At 65.1% G+C, this 17,486-nt stretch carries 16 protein-coding genes; 4 read left to right on the top strand and 12 right to left on the bottom strand.

Annotation, left to right across the window (positions count from 1 at the left end; genetic code table 11):
• Nucleotides 1–69: 69 nt before the first annotated feature.
• Entirely contained in the window at nucleotides 70–1,623 is a 1,554-nt protein-coding gene (locus tag ACCQ00_RS07260) for an alginate export family protein (RefSeq protein ID WP_017155674.1), read from the bottom strand.
• A 380-nt stretch (nucleotides 1,624–2,003) separates the two neighbouring features.
• Here ACCQ00_RS07260 and ACCQ00_RS07265 point away from each other — a divergent pair, with 380 nt between their 5' ends.
• Nucleotides 2,004–2,366 carry a PadR family transcriptional regulator gene (locus ACCQ00_RS07265; protein WP_017155675.1) on the top strand — a complete coding sequence of 121 codons (363 nt, stop codon included), beginning with the start codon at nucleotides 2,004–2,006 and terminating at the stop codon, nucleotides 2,364–2,366.
• Nucleotides 2,363–3,280, top strand: a complete 918-nt coding sequence (locus ACCQ00_RS07270) for a sensor domain-containing protein (RefSeq protein WP_039583831.1) — start codon at nucleotides 2,363–2,365, stop codon at nucleotides 3,278–3,280. The genes ACCQ00_RS07265 and ACCQ00_RS07270 overlap by 4 nt, the downstream gene beginning before the upstream one ends.
• 127 nt (nucleotides 3,281–3,407) lie before the next feature.
• Here the strand turns inward: ACCQ00_RS07270 and ACCQ00_RS07275 are convergent, their stop codons facing one another.
• Together ACCQ00_RS07275 and ACCQ00_RS07280 are read right to left on the bottom strand one after the other, a co-directional pair.
• Nucleotides 3,408–4,760, bottom strand: a complete 1,353-nt coding sequence (locus ACCQ00_RS07275) for a polyhydroxyalkanoate depolymerase (protein ID WP_162292275.1) — start codon at nucleotides 4,758–4,760, stop codon at nucleotides 3,408–3,410.
• A gap of 440 nt (nucleotides 4,761–5,200) precedes the next feature.
• Nucleotides 5,201–5,803: a methyltransferase gene (locus ACCQ00_RS07280; protein WP_039574757.1), complete on the bottom strand. Its 603-nt coding sequence runs from the start codon at nucleotides 5,801–5,803 to the stop codon at nucleotides 5,201–5,203.
• A gap of 73 nt (nucleotides 5,804–5,876) precedes the next feature.
• Here ACCQ00_RS07280 and ACCQ00_RS07285 point away from each other — a divergent pair, with 73 nt between their 5' ends.
• Nucleotides 5,877–6,323, top strand: coding sequence for a HemJ family protein (locus ACCQ00_RS07285; RefSeq protein WP_039574755.1), 447 nt, complete (start codon nucleotides 5,877–5,879; stop codon nucleotides 6,321–6,323).
• A 198-nt stretch (nucleotides 6,324–6,521) separates the two neighbouring features.
• Here the strand turns inward: ACCQ00_RS07285 and ACCQ00_RS07290 are convergent, their stop codons facing one another.
• The 9 genes from ACCQ00_RS07290 to lpxD all read right to left on the bottom strand — a co-directional run bounded on the left by ACCQ00_RS07290 (nucleotide 6,522) and on the right by lpxD (nucleotide 17,144).
• Nucleotides 6,522–7,043 carry a hypothetical protein gene (locus ACCQ00_RS07290; protein WP_017155680.1) on the bottom strand — a complete coding sequence of 174 codons (522 nt, stop codon included), beginning with the start codon at nucleotides 7,041–7,043 and terminating at the stop codon, nucleotides 6,522–6,524.
• Between the two features lie 20 nt (nucleotides 7,044–7,063).
• The gene (locus ACCQ00_RS07295) at nucleotides 7,064–7,819 is read right to left on the bottom strand and encodes a tetratricopeptide repeat protein (RefSeq protein ID WP_039574753.1); all 756 of its coding nucleotides are present in this window, start codon (nucleotides 7,817–7,819) and stop codon (nucleotides 7,064–7,066) included.
• Nucleotides 7,820–7,878: 59 nt separating this feature from the next.
• Nucleotides 7,879–8,838 (bottom strand): acetyl-CoA carboxylase carboxyltransferase subunit alpha, encoded by a 960-nt coding sequence (locus ACCQ00_RS07300; protein WP_039574751.1) that lies wholly within the window; start codon nucleotides 8,836–8,838, stop codon nucleotides 7,879–7,881.
• A gap of 157 nt (nucleotides 8,839–8,995) precedes the next feature.
• The gene (gene dnaE, locus ACCQ00_RS07305; protein WP_039574748.1) at nucleotides 8,996–12,586 is read right to left on the bottom strand and encodes a DNA polymerase III subunit alpha; all 3,591 of its coding nucleotides are present in this window, start codon (nucleotides 12,584–12,586) and stop codon (nucleotides 8,996–8,998) included.
• A 261-nt stretch (nucleotides 12,587–12,847) separates the two neighbouring features.
• Complete coding sequence (gene rnhB, locus ACCQ00_RS07310; protein WP_039575414.1) at nucleotides 12,848–13,546, bottom strand: ribonuclease HII; 699 nt, start codon at nucleotides 13,544–13,546, stop codon at nucleotides 12,848–12,850.
• On the bottom strand, nucleotides 13,543–14,829 hold the full coding sequence (lpxB, locus tag ACCQ00_RS07315) for a lipid-A-disaccharide synthase (protein WP_039575410.1): 1,287 nt from the start codon (nucleotides 14,827–14,829) through the stop codon (nucleotides 13,543–13,545). Before lpxB ends, rnhB begins: the two co-directional genes overlap by 4 nt.
• A gap of 29 nt (nucleotides 14,830–14,858) precedes the next feature.
• Nucleotides 14,859–15,650, bottom strand: coding sequence for an acyl-ACP--UDP-N-acetylglucosamine O-acyltransferase (gene lpxA / locus ACCQ00_RS07320; RefSeq protein ID WP_017155686.1), 792 nt, complete (start codon nucleotides 15,648–15,650; stop codon nucleotides 14,859–14,861).
• Nucleotides 15,651–15,675: 25 nt separating this feature from the next.
• Nucleotides 15,676–16,134 carry a 3-hydroxyacyl-ACP dehydratase FabZ gene (gene fabZ / locus ACCQ00_RS07325; protein WP_003485378.1) on the bottom strand — a complete coding sequence of 153 codons (459 nt, stop codon included), beginning with the start codon at nucleotides 16,132–16,134 and terminating at the stop codon, nucleotides 15,676–15,678.
• Nucleotides 16,131–17,144: a UDP-3-O-(3-hydroxymyristoyl)glucosamine N-acyltransferase gene (gene lpxD, locus ACCQ00_RS07330; protein WP_017155687.1), complete on the bottom strand. Its 1,014-nt coding sequence runs from the start codon at nucleotides 17,142–17,144 to the stop codon at nucleotides 16,131–16,133. Before lpxD ends, fabZ begins: the two co-directional genes overlap by 4 nt.
• A gap of 129 nt (nucleotides 17,145–17,273) precedes the next feature.
• Here lpxD and ACCQ00_RS07335 point away from each other — a divergent pair, with 129 nt between their 5' ends.
• Nucleotides 17,274–17,465 (top strand): hypothetical protein, encoded by a 192-nt coding sequence (locus ACCQ00_RS07335; protein WP_039575407.1) that lies wholly within the window; start codon nucleotides 17,274–17,276, stop codon nucleotides 17,463–17,465.
• Nucleotides 17,466–17,486 lie beyond the last annotated feature (21 nt).

The following is a 17,486-nucleotide window of genomic DNA, read 5'->3' on the forward strand; positions in this document are numbered from 1 at the left end:
TCCTTGCGGGACGCGGCATGTGATGATGCCACTGCAGGTTGGGGATGCATGACGCACCCAACCGCTGTGTCAGAAGCGGAAGTTCAACCAGCCCATCACGAAGGTCGAATCGCCGTAACCTGCCTTCTCCAGCGCGGGCCCGGCCATCAGGTGTTCGGCGCGGAAGGTCACCGACCAGTTCGGGTCGATATTCCAGGTGGCGTTGATGCGCGGCATGGTGCCGATGCGGCGCTCGCCGGTGTTCTGGGTGCGTGCGTAGGCGCGTGCCTGGTTGTTGTAGATCGCATCGCTGGTGGTCTGGCGCCACAGCGTTTCCCATTCCAGGTTCACGGTGAGCTTGGAGGTCGGGGAGAACGTCAACGTCGGTGCGGCAGTGACCAGGTTCACCGGCCCGAAGAACGTGGCCCAGCTGAAGTAGATCGTGTTGCCGTACAAGAAGTTGTTGTTGCGCAGCGTGCCGGTGCCGGAGGTGCCGCCGCCACCGGAGGCGATTTCGCTATGGAAGCCCAGGCGCGGCTTCCAGCCGGTTTCGCTCAGCGACCAGGCGTTGGACGTACTGGCCATGTAGGCGCGCAGGTCGCGTCCGCCGAAGCTGCCGCGCTGCACGGTCACGAACGAATCGGTGCGCAGCTTGCCCACATTGCCCCATAGGCGCAGGCCGTAGTAATTGCGGTTCTCTTCCGCGGTCTGGCGGCCCCACACCTGGTTGTCGTTGCGGAACTGATAGAAGAACGGCTCCAGGTACATCGGCTTGGCAGTCGCCAGGCGGTAGCCACCGACCACACCGCGAAAGTGCCGCGAGCGGTCGATGCGATCATCGCCGAGGCCTTCGGTGCCATCGATGTTGAAATTGAAATCGAACAGGTCAACACGCGTCCTGTCGCCGATTGCCCAAGCGCGTGCGCCGTTGAAGGTCACGAAGATATCGGTGTTGTCGCGCAGCGCCATCAGCGTGGTCGGGCCATCGACGAACACCTGGCGGCCGACGCGCAGGCCGGTGTCGGCGCTGCCGATACGGCCTTTCACGTCGAAGAACACCTGCTGCAGGATCGCGTTGTTTTCCTGGGTGCCGGTCTTGGTGCCTTCGTTGCGCCCGTCCAGGCTGCCATGCGCCAATTCCGTGTACAGGCGGAAGTGCTCGCCCACATGGAAGTCGGCGCCGAAGAAGGCGCGCAGTAGATACTGCTGCTGCGAATGGCTGCCGGGAATCAGGCCCGGATTGGTGATGGTATTGCTGCGCACGCGCAACTCGTTGCTGAGCGACACATACACATCGCCGTCGTCGTTGAGCGGGATGTACTTGAGCGGATCGAACGGACTCTTGCGCTTGGAAGGATCCTTCAGATACGACCAGTCTTCGGCCCAGCGCACCTGCCACATGTTGCCGCCTTGCTTGGCACCCCAACCCTGCGCTTCGAGCGGATAGCCCTTGGCGGTGGCCGGAGCGGCGGTGACCGGCGCTTTCGCCGGCTCGGCAACGGCCTGCTCGGCATTGGTCGGCGCCGGCTGCACCTGCGCTAGGCCAAGGCCCGGCAGCGCCAACCCGATCGCAAGGCATAGGCGCCGTGTGGCGCCAAAGGAAGTATCAGCCATGGCCGCCTGCGCCAAGCGTGTCGTTTGCATCGTATTCCCCGTCGAAAGTGAAAACCCCTAGGCGAAAGGTATCGGCAGGGGGGACACCGACTGTAGTAAAGCCGTGCCAGAAAGGCAGTAACCCAAAGGTTCTAAGCTCATGAACGCACTGGGTTTGCGCAGGCGGGCGCTAGTGGGGCGGGGATTGGGAGTCGGTATTGCGGATTCGCAACGGCGGCGCTGCTGCGATGGGGCTTGCTGCGATGGGGCTCGCTGCGATGACGACAGTCGCTCAAACAAGCTGGGGGCCACGGCTTTTTTGTTTTGACCAATCCCCAATGCCGAATCCCCAATCCCAGCACATAACTACCGGCACATTCACTATAGCTAGGTTCTACATAGCATCACCTTCAACCTAGCGGAGATGGCCGATGAGCGATCCGGATATCCACCTACGCAAATTTCAGAAGGAACTGAGTGCGGGCACTGTCTCATTGGCCTTGCTGGCCGTCCTGGCGCAGGCCGATACACCGCTGTACGGCTACCTCATCGCCAAGCGACTCGAGCGTCTGGAGGGCGTGCTCAGCGGCAAGCAGAGCGCCCTGTACCCGGTGCTGCGCAATCTGGAAGGGGCCGGGTTGCTGCACAGCCATGTCGAGCCCTCGGCCTCCGGGCCGCCGCGGCGGTATTACCGCATCACCGACAGCGGGCGTGACTGCCTGCGCGACTGGACCGCCGCCTGGCGTGCCACCCGAGATTCCGTTGATTCAGTGCTGGAGGGGACCCACTCATGAAGACAGTTGCACAGGCACACCCGTTGCCGACCACCATTGGCGATTATCTGCTGCAGCTGCGCCAGGCGCTGTCCGGTGCGGATCCGGCAATGATCCAGGACGCGCTTTACGACGCCGAAGAGTATCTGCGTTCGGAACTGGCAGAACAGAAGGGCAAGAGCGAGGCCGAGGTCATTGCCGGCGTGGCCAGCAGCTACGGCGCGCCGGAGGAAGTGGCAGAGATCTACCGCGAAACCGAAGTGACCGTGGCACGCGCACTGCGTCCCCCGGTGCCGCCGAGGCGGGCATCGTGGATCGGCACGTTCTTCGGTGTGGCCGCCGACCCCCGCACCTATGGCGCCTTGTTCTACATGCTGCTGTCGCTGCTCACCGGGGTGTTCTACTTCACCTGGGTCGTGACCGGCGCCAGCCTCTCGGTGGGAATGCTGATCCTGATCATCGGCGTGCCGCTGCTGGTGTTGTTCTTCGGCTCGGTGAGGGTGTTGGCGCTGGTGGAAGGCCGCGTGGTCGAGACGCTGCTCGGCGTGCGCATGCCGCGTCGCCCGCAACACCCGGGCCTGCAAGGCGGTTGGCTGCAGCGTATCGGCGCGATGTTCACCGATGCGCGGACCTGGAGCACGATGCTGTACTTCCTGCTGATGCTGCCGCTGGGCATTGTCTATTTCAGCGTGTTTTGCACGCTGCTGGCGCTGTCGTTGGGCCTGGCCGCTTCACCGATCGCGGTGCTGTTCGACAACGTCGCCGTGCTGACCTGGGATGGCGTGGACATCACCAGCGCCTGGCTGACGCTGCCGTTGTTCGCAGCGGGCGTGCTGTTGTTGTTCGTCACGCTGCATCTGGCGCGCGCGTTCGGCAAGTTGCACGGCATGTTCGCCAAGCACCTGCTGGTCAAGGGCGGAGAAGCGGCCGCGTGATGCGCCCGGTCGAGATGTCAGCGTGCTTAGGTTCGATGGTGGTGCTTGCTCGCCGGCACGGCGTCGCCTAGCGGTTGCACGCAGATCGAAATGAACATCCCCGGCATGGCCGGGGATGTTGTGTGGATCAGGCGCGCTTGCCGCGCTTGCCGCGCTTGCGGATCGGGGTCACGGTGGCCGGGTCGCGGCTACCGACCGGGTCGGCATCGTAGCGGGCGATGAATTCGCGCACTTGCGGGTACACCACCTCGCGCCAGCGACGGCCGCTGAAGATGCCGTAGTGGCCGGCGCCTTCCACAACCAGATGGCGACGATGCGCCGCATCGATGCCGGTGCACAGATCGTGCACCGCCTCGGTCTGGCCGAGGCCGGCGATGTCGTCCAGCTCGCCTTCGATGCTCAGCAGCGCGGTATTGCGGATCGCCGATGGCTTGACCAACTGGCCGTCCACCTTCCACTTGCCTTGCGGCAGCAGGAACTCCTGGAACACGACGCGAATGGTGTCCAGGTAATACTCGGCCGGCATGTCGAGCACGGCGTTGTATTCGTCGTAGAACTGCCGGTGCGCCTGCGCATCCTGCAGATCGCCCTTGACCAGATCGGTGTAGAAATCCCAGTGCGACATCACGTGCCGGTTGGGGTTCATCGACAGGAAGCCGGCGTGTTGCAGGAAGCCCGGATACACCTGGCGGCCATGGCCCGGATACGGGAACGGCACGGTGTGGATCAGGTTGTTCTGGAACCACTCGATGCCGTTTTCCGTGGCCAGGTTGTTGACCTGGGTGGGGCTGCGACGCGCATCGATCGGCCCGCCCATCATCACCAGCGAGCGCGGGGTGGGCTCGTCGTTGCTTGCCATCAGCGACACTGCAGCCAGCACCGGCACGGTAGGCTGGCACACGCTCACCACATGCAGGCGCTCGGCGCCGATATGGCGGATGAATTCCTGGATGTAGGTGATGTAGTCCTCGAGCCGGAACGCGCCGGCGTCCAGCGGCACCATGCGCGCATCCACCCAATCGGTCACATAGACCTTGTGGTTGCGCAGCAGGGTGCGCACGGTGTCGCGCAGCAACGTGGCGTGGTGGCCGGACAACGGCGCCACCACCAACACGGCGGGCTGCTCCTTCATCTTGCCGATCAGCTCGACGTGGTCGCTGAAACGCTTGAAGCGCAGCAACCGGCAGAACGGCTTGCTCAATACTTCGCGTTCGATGATCGGTAGCGAATGGCCATCGACCTCGACATCGTCGAGCGCCCAGGCCGGTTTTTCGTATTCCTTGCCCAGGCGGTGGAACAGCTCGTTGCTGGCGGCCATGCGCTCGGCACCCGGGAGCGAGGCCCACAGGCTGTCCGGGTCGGAAAACATCTTGGCGTTCGCCTGGGCCTGATGTACCCAGGGGGCTAGCAGATTGCGGGTCAGCTCATGCAGTTGATAAAGCATTCCACCCATCCGTGCGGTTTTGCTGCCGCGCAGCATACCGGTTTTGGCGCATTTGCACCTTAATGGGGCTGCGGACGGTTGAGGCTGCCATAAGATTGAGGGCAGGCGCGAGCGCGTTGATTTGCCGCGGTTTGGTTGCCGCAAGTGGTGATGCTTCGGACGGCTGCGCGCGCCGAAAGCGCGCGTTCGGCGCAGAACCCTGCGGCTGCTGGACGAGTCCCTCTCCTGTAGAGGAACACGTGAGGTCGGAGCGCAGCCCAGTGCACTCAAACTTCTTCAGCGCTCGATCTCCACCAGGCTTCGCACGTACCTCGTCCGCCCCTGCGGGGCACCTTATCCCGGCAGGAAGGAATCAAGCCGCTCAGCCTGCGAGGAAGGCTGCGTGCACTGAAGCCCCTCTCCTGCGGGAGAGGGTTGCGGTAAGGGGGCGCGGCGAAGCCACTCGCCACGCGTGCCGCAACCGGCCAACGTTTTGCTTAGCCGCGTTCCAGTGCAGAGGCCTCATCGGCCAACTGTGGCGACAACCAGCAATGCGAGCCGAGTGCAGCAAACCCCACGCTGGCGAAGCGGCGCCGATACCAGCGCGCCGGTCGCGCCTGGAAGCCGTCGTGATCGCCCTCGAACGCATCTTCTTCGGCGAAGGCTTCCAGAAACGCCACGCCCGCGCACATCTCGGCCAACCCCGGCAGGCCCTGGTTGAACTCGCGTGTGGGCACGTAATGCAGCACGTCCGAGCAGATCAGCAGATCCACCGGCGCGCACGGGCGCAGCCAGGCAAAATCGCCGAAGCGGGCAGGGTGGATCTGGCGACTGCGGCCATAGCGCTGCACCGCATAGGCGCTGCTGTCGAAACCCAGATAACTCAGCTTTGGCCGCAATGCCAACAACGGCGCGCGCCACGCGGCTTCGCCGCAGCCGACATCGAGCACGCTGCGGATCGGCCGTTCCAGATAGTACTCGGCCTGGGCCACGGCGAGTGCGACCTTGCGTCGCAGGCGTGCGGGGTCGGCCAGGCCGGCATCGCGATACCAGCGGCGGAAATAGTGGGCGTCGTACTGTTTGGGGTCGGACTGCTGCATGGGCTTGGCTGCTTTCGCGCGCGCGGATAGGTGAAAATGCGGGCCATCCTACGCGAGCCAGCGGAGCCAGCGCATGACCCTGTATTTGTGGATCAAGACCTTCCACCTGTTGTTCGTGATCGCCTGGATGGCCGCGGTGTTCTACCTGCCGCGCATTCTGGTCAACATCGCCGAAGCCGACAGCGACACCGCGGCGCGCGCGCGCCTGGTGTTGATGGGGCGGCGGCTCTATGCATTCGGCCACAGCATGCTCGGTCTGGCACTGCTGCTGGGCGCGGTGCTCTGGCAGGGCTACCGGGTCATCCCGGATTTCCCGACGATGGTCGCCGGCGGCTGGCTGCACGCCAAGCTGTTTGCCGTGGCATTGATTCTTGCCCATTACATCGTGTCCGGCCGCTGGGTCAAAGGCGCCGAACAGGGGCGTGCAGTGCCCAGCGGTCGGGCATTGCGCTGGTTCAACGAAGCACCGGTGATCCTGCTGGTCGGCGTGATCTGGTTGGTGCTGGCCAAGCCGTTCTGAGCGCATTGCCCACCGCATCTGCGCACGCCTGACGGCACCGGTGCAAAGGCTGCTACTGCCGAAAAAATACGGGGCATTCCGGTGTCCCGCCGCGCATGCCTGCGGTGGTTCATGGAGGGACGGCCAGTGACGTGGAGATGTGCGCACCGGGCAAAAGGGCCGATGAATCTTAGGGTCTGCGCGAGCGCGACGATGAATTCATGCGCCTGAGGAGGGTTGCTTGAGCAGCATCTCCAGATACCGTTTCTGGTGTCCGGCAAATCCCTTTTTGCCGTATAGCGCGTAAATTTTGCCGAAGGCAGCATAGGCGCGTGCCTCATCCCCGAGCTGCAGCATCGCTTCGCCTTCGGTCATCAGCACGAGATGGTCGGTGTGGTCTGGGTCGTCGTACATCAGTGCCATCACCTGGATCCATCGAAGCACGTTTTCCTGATCGTGCAGGTCGGCGTAATCCTTGACAAAACTTGCAGACAGGCTTTGCGGGTAATAATCCCAGTTCGCCTTGGGTTCGGGGATCAGCGCCCACGCCTGTAATCCCAGGGCGAGCGATTCGGCCAGCGCGCCGCTGCGAAACCGCTGTGTCGATTGCTCCAGCAGACGATCGATCTCGGCTCTCAGACCTGCCTCGATTTCAGGCTTCCTTTGCATGGTGATGGCCTTGATCAGGTTGCCAAGCGATTGGTTGCCGAGCGATGCGATGTGCGTGACCTGCAGCTGCACGGGCGTCGTGTTGGCTGCTCTCAGGCGCCGGTGTCTAGCTCGCGCAGGCCCTTGCGCGCCAGGTCGACCCAGGCGCGTTGCTCGCGTTGGTAATGCTTGGGCGAGGCGGCGGCGTGACGCAGCACCTGCTCGTACGCCGCCCTGGCCTGGTCATTGCGTGCGATGCGCTGCAGCAGTTGTGCATAGCGCACGCGTGCTTCTTCGCCCGGATAGCCTTGGGCCAGCGTGTCGTATTCGTGCAGCGCAGCCTCGGTATCGCCGCTGCCTTCGACCGCGCGTGCATACAGCAGATGCCCGTCATGCGAACGGAAACTGGGGTTGGCCGCGATCAAGGCATCCAGGGTCTGCCGCGTCTGCTGCGGCTGGCCCAGCCCGAACTGTGCCTTGGCCAGGCCGAGCATCAGGTGCGGGTCATCGCGATAGAGCCCGCGCAAGGCGCCCTGGTAATGCTCGGCGGCCTGGGCGTAATCGCCGCGCGCCAGCAAGGTCTCTGCGAGCTGGCGGCGATTTTCCGGCGTGTCGGCCACATCCAGCCGGCGTGAGGCATCGCGCTGTTCGCGTTGCGGGTCCAGGGTGCTGCGCACGCGCTTGAGGCGACGGCGTGCATTGGGGTCGTTGCGCAGATCGGGGATGACCGCCACGCACACATAGACCAGCACCGCCAGCAACGAAAACGCCAGCAGCAGGAAGATCCAGTACAAGGGCCGCCCGCTGCGCACGACGTGGACGCAGCAGGCGGCTTGCAGCAGCAGTGAGATCAGCAGGAGCGGAGACATGCGGGTGTGGCGTCCTTTCCATGGCCGCGCACTGGGCGCGGCAGGCCTTCGTGCGCGAATCAATGCCCTTCGTAGGCACCATAGCTGCGCAGGCGCTCGTAGCGCTGCTGCAGCAGCGTTTCCACCGGGATCTTTTCCAGCGCGTCCATCTCGTTGAGCAGCACCGCTTTCAGGCGCTTGCCCATCTGTTCGGGATTGCGATGCGCGCCGCCGGTGGGTTCACGGATCACCTTGTCGACCAGGCCCAGGCCTTTCAGGCGCTTGGCGGTCAGACCGAGCTGTTCGGCGGCATCCTTGGCCTTGGCCGCGTCCTTCCACAGGATCGAGGCGCAGCCTTCCGGCGAAATCACCGAATAGGTGCCGTATTCCAGCATCAGGGTGCGGTCGCCCACGCCGATCGCCAGCGCGCCGCCGGAGCCGCCTTCGCCGATGACGGTGCAGATCACCGAGATTTTCAGCTCGGCCATTTCCAGCAGGTTGCGCGCGATCGCCTCGGACTGGCCGCGCTCCTCGGCACCGATGCCCGGATACGCGCCGGGGGTATCGATGAAGGTCAGCAGCGGCAGGCGGAAGCGCTCGGCCAGCTTCATCAGGCGCAAGGCCTTGCGGTAGCCCTCCGGGCGCGGCATGCCGAAGTTGCGTGCCACCTTGGTCTTGGTGTCGCGGCCCTTCTGGTGGCCGATGATCACCACCGGGCGGCCGTCGATACGGCCCAGGCCACCGACGATGGCCTTGTCGTCGGCATAGGCGCGGTCGCCGGCCAGCTCCTGGAATTCGTCGCAGATGGTGTTGATGTAATCCAGCGTGTACGGGCGCTGCGGGTGGCGCGCCAGCTGCGAGACCTGCCAGGCCGACAGATCGCGGAAGATTTGCGCGGTGCGCACGCGCAGCTTGTCGCGCAGCGCCCGCACTTCGGTCTCCACGTTGACCGCAGGCCCGGTACTGGCCTTGCGCAGTTCCTGGATCTTTGCTTCCAGATCGGCGATGGGTTGCTCGAAGTCGAGGTAGTTAGGATTCATGCAATGGCGTCGTCAACGTAAGGCGGGGAGTGTAGCTGAAGCGGTGTGGCTGGCCCGTACGGGGGCGTTGGGAGCGGAATCGGGAATGGAGAATCGGGAATCAGAGCAAGGTATCCGGGGCGCCCGCTGTTGCGATTCCCCATTCCCGATTCCCGATTCACTGCGCCCATGGCGGGCTGTACTTGATCTTCACCGTCCGCACCGCAGGGTCGGCACGCAGGCTGTCCATCAGCTGCTGGTCGATGCGCACCGAATGGGTGCCGTTGAGGTCGAGCATGCCGGCCACCCCGCCGCTGGGGGCGCGCAGCAGCAGGTCCAGGCGCAGGGGGGTCTTGCCGGGGCGGTGCTTGGCCAGCAGCGTGTCGATGCGCTTGAAGGCCTGCTTTTCGCGCAGGTCCAGGCGCAGCGACAGGCGCTGGGCGTGGTCTGCGCAGATCTGCTCGTAGTCCCAGCACTGGCGGATGCGCAGGCTGTAGCCGCCGTTGAATTCGTCCTCGCGCAGACCGCCCTTGACGATCAGGATGCGGTCGCGGGTGAGCAGGTGGCCGAACTCGGCCATCGCATCGGAGAACGCGCTGCATTCCACCCGGCCGCGGCCGTCTTCCAGTTGCACGAACACCTGGCTGTCGCCCTTGCGCCGCACGCCGACCACCTGGCCGGCAAGAATGGCGCTGACCTCCGGGCGCCAGGCGCGTTTTTCGCCATCGCCGCCGCCCCCGCCGCCACGCTGTTGCGAGGCCAGGATCTTTTCCAGCGCGCCCAGGTCGCAGCCGACCAGCTCGCGCACTTCTTCGCGGTGCGGATCGAACGGGTGGCCGCTGAGATAGAACCCCAGCGTTTCGCGCTCGCCGGTGAGCAACTGGCCCAGCGGCCATTCCTTGCTCTCGGGCAGGTCCAGGCGCATTGCCGGGGCGCTCGGGTCGGGCCCGCCGAACAGCGAGTTCTGGCCCGAGGCGCGCTCACGCGCCATCTGCTCGGTGGCCTTCATCACTTCAGGCAATTGCAGCATCAGCGAGGCGCGGTTCTTGCCCAGCCCATCCATCGCGCCGGCATTGATCATCGCTTCCAGCGTGCGCCGATTGAGCTTTGCGGTGCCCACGCGCGTGCAGAAATCCAGCAGCGTGGTATATGGGCCGCCGCGCTGGCGTTCTTCGACGATCGCCTCGCAGGCGCCCTGGCCGACGCCCTTGATCGCGCCGAGGCCGTATTGAATGGTGTCCGGGCTGGCCGCCTCGAACATGTACGCCGACTCGTTGACACGCGGCGGTTTGACGGTGAGGCCGAGGTTGCGCACCTCATCCAGGAAGCCCACCACCTTGTCGGTGTTGTCCATGTCCGAGGACAGCGTGGCGGCCATGAATTCGGCCGGGTAATGCCGTTTTAGCCAGGCGGTCTGGTAGCTGACCAACGCGTAGGCGGCTGCGTGCGACTTGTTGAAGCCGTAGCCGGCGAACTTCTCCATCAGGTCGAAGATTTCGTCGGCCTTGGCCGCGCTCACGCCGCCCTTGGCCGCGCCTTCGCGGAAGATTTCGCGGTGCTTGGCCATTTCGGCCGGCACCTTCTTGCCCATCGCGCGACGCAGCAGGTCGGCGCCGCCCAGCGAATAGTCGCCGACGATCTGCGCCATCTGCATCACCTGCTCCTGGTACACCATGATGCCGTAGGTGTCTTTCAGGATGACTTCGGTGCGCGGATCGGGGTAGACGATTTCCTGCTGCCCGTGCTTGCGCGCGTTGAAGTCCGGGATCAGGTCCATCGGGCCGGGGCGGTACAGCGACACCAGCGCAATCAGGTCTTCGAAGCGGTCCGGGCGCGCGTCCTTGAGCAGGCGGCGCATGCCCGAGGATTCGAACTGGAACACCGCGCCGGTATTGCCCGAGGCGAACACGCCCTTGTAGGTGGGCACGTCGTCGAGCGGGATGGCGGTGATGTCGACCGGGTCGATGCCCGCGCGCGCATGGCGCACGTTGATCGCCTTGACCGCCCAATCGATGATGGTCAGCGTGCGCAGGCCCAGGAAGTCGAACTTCACCAGGCCCACCGCTTCGACGTCGTCCTTGTCGAACTGGGTCACCGGGTTCTTGCCGCGGCCGTCTTCGTCGTGTTCGGCGAACAGCGGGCAGAACTCGGAGAGCGGATCGGGCGCGATCACCACGCCGCCGGCGTGCTTGCCGGCGTTGCGGGTGAGGTCTTCGAGCTGGCGCGCCAGATCCATCAGGTCGCGCACGTCGTCTTCGACCTGGTAGCGCTGGATCAGGTCCGGCGAGGCCATCTCCGAGTCCTTGCCTTCGCCCATCGCGTCCTTGAGCGTGATGCCCAGGATGTTGGGGATCAGCTTGGCCACGCTGTCGACCAGCCCATACGAGAAGCCGAGCACGCGCCCGGCATCGCGTACCACGGCCTTGGCGGCCATGGTGCCGTAGGTAATGATCTGGCTGACCCGCTCGCGCCCGTACTTGCGCGCCACGTAGTCGATGACCTCGTCGCGCCGGTCCATGCAGAAGTCGATGTCGAAGTCGGGCATCGACACGCGCTCTGGATTGAGGAAGCGCTCGAACAGCAGGTTGTACGGCAACGGGTCCAGGTCGGTGATCTGCAGCGCCCAGGCCACCAGCGAACCGGCACCGGAACCGCGCCCCGGGCCGATCGGGATGCCCTGGTTCTTGCCCCACTGGATGAAGTCGGCCACGATCAGGAAGTAGCCGGGGAAGCCCATCTTGATGATGGTGTCCAGCTCGAATTCGAGCCGGTCCACATAGTCCTGGCGGGTCTTGCCCGGCGCGATCGGGTTCTTTTCTAGGCGTGCGGCCAGACCCTGTCGCGACTGGCTGCGGATCCAGCTGTCCAGGGTCTCGTCTTCCGGCACCGGGTAGGCGGGCAGGAAGTAGGTACCCAGGCGCATCTCGATGTTGCAGCGCTGCGCCAGCGCATGGGTGTTGTCGATGGCGTCGGGGATGTCGGCGAACAGCGCCGCCATCTCCTCGCCGGATTTCATGTACTGCTGGTCGCTGTACTCGCGCGGGCGCTTGGGGTCGTCCAGCACGCGGCCGGAGGAAATGCACACGCGCGCTTCGTGCGCATTGAAGTCACTGGCGTACAAAAAACGCACGTCGTTGCTGGCCACCACCGGCAGCCCGCGCACGCCGGCGGCGTGCAGCGCGAACTGGTTGAAGCGTTCCTCGCCCTCGCGCCCGGTGCGGGTGAGTTCCAGGTGCAGGCCATCGCCGAACACGCGCTGCCAGTCGGCCAGCTGCTGCTCGGCAAGGTCCGCGCGGCCTTCGTTGAACAGGCGCCCGGCCAGGCTGTCGCGGCCGGCCAACGCAAACAGGTTGGCGTGCCCGGCCTGCAGCCATTCCGGATGGATCGCCACGCCGCCTTCGGGGCGGTGGCCTTCCATCCAGGCGCGGGTGAGCAGCCGCGACAGGCTCAGGTAGCCGTCGCGGTCGCGGCACAGCAGGGTCATGCGCCAGGGCGTCATGTCCGGGGTGGCGATCATCACATCGGCGCCGGCGATCGGCTTGATGCCAACCCCTTCGGCGGCCTTATAGAACTTGACCAGCGCGAACAGGTTGTTGAGGTCGGTGACTGCCAGCGCGGGCATGTCGAGTTCGACTGCCCGGCTCAGCAGGTTGGCCTGCTTGGCCTTTTTCGGGTCAGCCTGATCCGGTTTCTCGGGCACACGGATGGTGGAATCCGCCAGCGAGAACTCGGTGTGGACGTGCAGATGGACGAAGCGGGAAGTGGACATGCGGGACCGGAATAATGCGCGGTCAGGGTACCGGCGGGGGCGGGGGCGAACAAGGCTTGACAGCAGGGGGCCGGACCCGGGACCGGGGACCTGGAAAGGCGGGCACTCGTTGCTGCGCCGGCACTGCACAGGCATCGGAGGCCTGCAGGACCGATACGCGTGGAATGATGTGTGTCCGGAGCCACCGCGCACGTCATGCAATGTGCGGTTGTTCAGGCGCCGACGCGCAAGCGGACAGGCCGATGCCGACCCTGGCGTGTCCTACAACGACGCGACCAGTTGCCCGACCTGCAGCTGTTCCGGGGCATGGGTCGCCGGGCCCGGTTCACGGCCTTCCAGCGCCAGGCGCACCGGCGCAAAACTGCGCCGGTGTTGCGGGCATGGCCCGTGGGTTTGCAACGCGGCCAGATGCACCGGCGTGCTGTAGCCCTTGTGTTGATCGAAGCGGTATTCCGGGTGCCGCGTGTGCAGTTCGTGCATCAGCCGGTCGCGGGTCACCTTGGCCACGATCGAGGCGGCCATGATGGCGCGGTCCAGCGCGTCGCCGCCGATCAATGCCTCGGCCGGGCAAGGCAGGCCCTTGGGCACGCGGTTGCCGTCGATGCGCGCGAACCCGGCCACATGCGCCACGCCTTCCACCGCCCGCCGCATGCCGAGCATGGTCGCCTGGTAGATATTGATGCGGTCGATCTCTTCGCTGTCGATCAACACCACCGACCACGCCAGCGCCCGATCGACGATGCGCGCATACAGCTGCTCGCGCCGCTCGGCCGTGAGCTGCTTGGAATCGTCCAGCCCATTGATGCGCGGTTTGCCGGGATCGAACACCACGGCCGCGACGGCCACCGGCCCGGCCAGTGGGCCGCGGCCAGCTTCGTCGACGCCGGCGGTTAGAATCCGGGATTCGGCATTCGGGATTCGGGATTGGCCAAACAAGGGCGGCTGGCGGAGGTCGGTCATGCCGTTGCTCCTGACGAATCCCGTATCCCTACTCCCGAATCCCGGCCTTCCAGCAGCTCAGCCACCGCATCCGCTGCCCGCGCCGACGCATCACGGCGCAACTGCGCGTGCAGGGCCAGATAGCGCGGTTGCAGGGCGGCGACCTTGTCGGGGTGTTTGAACCAGTCCAGCAGTGCCACGCACAGTCGCTCGGGGGTGCAGTCGTCCTGCATCAGTTCCGGCGCCAGGTCGTCATTGGCCAGGATATTGGGCAGGGCGTAGCGGTTGACCTTGAGCAGGCCCAGCAGCTTGACGATGCGGTAGGTGAGCGGGGCGACCTTGTAGCCCACCACCATCGGGCGCTTGACCAGCATGGCTTCCAGCGTGGCGGTGCCGGAGGCCAGCAGCACCACGTCGGCGGCCAGCATGGCGGTGCGCGCCTGGCCGTCGAGCAGGTGCGAGCGCATCACTGGCAGCGACGAGCGTGAGAGCTGCTCGGCCAGCAGTTGCTTGCAGCCCGGATTGGCGGCCGGTACCAGCACGTGCAGGTTAGGCAGGTGCTCGGACACCAGCCAGGCGGCCTGGAAAAAGGTGTCGCCGAGCCGGCTGATTTCGCCGTGCCGGCTGCCCGGCAACACTGCCAGGACGGTGCTGGAGGCGGACAGGCCCAGCGTTGCGCGCGCCGCTGCGCGGTCGGCCTGGTAGGCGATATCGTCGGCCATTGGATGGCCGACAAAGCGTGCGTCCACGCCATGCTTGGCATAGATCGGCGGTTCCATCGGAAACAGGCACAGCACCAGATCGGCGCTGACCCCGATTTTTTCGGCACGTTTCTCGCGCCACGCCCACACCGATGGGCTGACGTAGTGCACGGTCTTGATCCCGCGCTGCTTGAGCCAGCGTTCCACCGGCAGATTGAAATCCGGCGCGTCGATGCCAATGAACACGTCCGGCTTCCACGCCAGCACCCGCTCGCGGAATGCGCTGCGCAGCTTGAGCAGGCGCGGCAAATGCCGCAGCACCTCGGTCAGGCCCATCACCGCCAGCTCGCTGGCATCGAACCAGGTCTGGCAACCGACCCCACGCATCGCATCGCCACCGATGCCCACGAATTCGGCATTCGGATAGCGCAGCCGCAGCTGCTCGATCAGCCCGGCGCCCAGGATGTCGCCAGAGGCCTCGCCAGCGATCAGGGCGATGCGGGGAGGGCGCGCATGCGCGCCGGGAATGGGGAGTGGGGAATGGGGAATCGGCAGAGCCGTCGGTTCGCTGCCGACTGACGCGCCGTTGCGCTGACCGTCCACGATTCCCGACTCCCGATTCCCGATTCCCTTCATCGCAACAACGGCCGTTCTGCCGCTTCGATGAACTCGAGCATTCCGCGCACATCCTCGCTGCTCTCGGCCTGCTCGGCCAGCTGCGCCTTGGCATCAGCCAGCGGCAGGCCGGCCACGTACAGCGTGCGGTAGGCGCGCTTGATCGCGGTGATGCGTTCGGCGTCGAAACCGCGACGCTTGAGCCCCTCGCTATTGATGCCGCGTGGCCGCCCCAGCGAGTCGCTGCCCACCATGGTGAACGGCGGGACGTCGCCGTTGGTCAGCGCGCCCATGCCCAGGAAGGCGTGCGCGCCGATGCGGCAAAACTGATGCGCGCCGGCAAAGCCGCTGATGATCACGTAGTCGCCAACGGTGACGTGGCCGGCCAAGGTGGTGTTGTTGGAAAACACGCAGTGGTTGCCCACCTGGCAGTCGTGCGCCACGTGCGTGTAGGCCAGCATCCAGTTGTCGTTGCCGACCACGGTGATGCCGCCGCCGCCGCCGGTGCCGCGATTGATGGTGACGAACTCGCGGATCACGTTGCCGTCGCCGATCACCAGTTCGGTGCGCTCGCCGGCGTACTTCTTGTCCTGCGGTTCGCCGCCGATCGCGGCGTGGCCGATGAAGCGGTTGTTGCGACCGATCCGGGTCGGGCCGTGGATCGAGCAATGTGGCCCCACCTCGGTGCCCGCCCCGATCTGCACATCGGCGCCGATCAGCGAGAAGGCGCCGACGCGGACGTCGTCTGCCAGCGTTGCCGATGGATCGATGACCGCCGTGGGATGAATCAAAGGTGTTGAATCGCGCATCGTGTCTTACTCCGAAAGCGGGTGATTACCTGGCGCCGGCGCACATCACCTCGGCACTGGCCACCACTTCGCCATCGACCTTGGCTTCGCCATAGAAGCATCCCACGTTGCGGATCAGGCGCTTCATCTGCACCTCCATGATCAACACGTCGCCCGGGACCACCTGCTTGTTGAAGCGGGCCTTGTCCACCTTGACCATATAGAACAGCTGCGACAAGGCATCGCGGCCCAGACCGAGCTGAGTCATCACCCCGCCGACCTGCGCCAGCGCCTCGATGATCAGCACGCCAGGCATCACCGGACGGTTCGGAAAATGGCCCTGGAAGAACGGCTCGTTGATGCTGACGTTCTTCTGCGCCACGATCCACTTGGTTTCCAGATCGAGTTCGAGGATGCGGTCGACCAGCAGAAACGGGTAACGGTGCGGGAGCAGCGTCTGGATTTGACTGACGTCGATCGGCAGTTCGTAAACGTGGTGGCTCATTCTTTCTCCTTGCCCACAGCCAGGATGCGCCTCGCGAGCACATCAAGCTGCTTGAAGCGCGCGGCGTTTTTGCGCCACGTGCGATTGTCGGTGAGAGGGGTGCCGGACGAATACTCGCCCGGCTCATGGATGGAATTACGCACGACAGACTTGCCGGTGATCACCACCTTGTCGCAGATCTCCAGGTGGCCGACCACGCCGACATGCCCGCCAAGCAGGCAATAACGGCCGATCTTGGCGCTGCCGGCAATGCCGGTGCAGCCGGCAATCGCACTGTGCGCGCCAATGCGGCAGTTGTGCGCGATCTGCACCAGGTTGTCCACGCGCACGTCTTCTTCCAGCACGGTGTCTTCCAGCGCGCCGCGGTCGATGCAGGTGTTTGCGCCGATTTCGCAATCGTCGCCGATGACCACGCCACCCAGCTGGGGCACCTTGATCCAGTGCCCGGCATCCATGGCCAGGCCGAAGCCATCGGCGCCGATCACCGCACCGGGGTGGATGCGCACGCGCTTGCCCAACCGCACGCGGGTGACCAGGGTGACGCGCGCCAGCAACTCGCTGCCCGCATCCACCACGCAGTCTTCGCCGATGATGCTGCCGGTGCCGATCACGCAGCCATCGCCCACGCGACTGCGCGCGCCGATGCTGACGAAGGGTCCGACGTGGGCGGTGGCCGAGACCTGGGCGGTCGGGTCGATCACTGCAGAGGCATGGATGCCCGGTTCGCGCACCGGTGCCACATCGAACAGTGCGGCGATCTTGGCGAATGCGGTATACGGGTCCTTGGCGACCAGCGCGGTGCCTTTGGCGGCGTCGGCATCGTCTGCACGCAGCACCACGACAGCGGCCTGGGTGTCGGCCAGTTGCGGACGATAGCGCGGGTTGGACAGGAAGCTCAGCTGGCCTGCGCCTGCGTGGGCCAGGGTGGCGACGCCGCTGACTTCGGTGGTGCCGTCACCGACGACGGTCAACCCGAATTGTTCGGCAATCGCACTGGCGGTCAATCGCATCAGGGTAAACCTCGCGTAAACGGTAAGTGACTGGTTTAACAGTGAGAAAACATCGCCAACAGTTGGCTAAACAGTCGAGCGTATTGCTTGCCGGGCCGCAACGATGCGGCGAATCCCAGGAAGAAACATATGAAAACTGTTCTCTCCATTTTCGGTAGCGTGATCCTGCTGGGCGCAATCACCAGTGCATCGGCCGACGATTTCGCGCAGCAGCGCACCAACGCGCTGAGCTTCTGGGACCAGCAGGTGCAATGCGTGGACACATCCGATTGGGGCGCCACCGCCACCTGCCTGGGCAATGTCTGGAACAACTACTTCTAAAGCTGTTTCGTACCAGTGTGT

It is taken from the genome of Xanthomonas sp. NCPPB 3761, from assembly GCF_041475705.2.
Taxonomy (GTDB): domain Bacteria; phylum Pseudomonadota; class Gammaproteobacteria; order Xanthomonadales; family Xanthomonadaceae; genus Xanthomonas; species Xanthomonas phaseoli.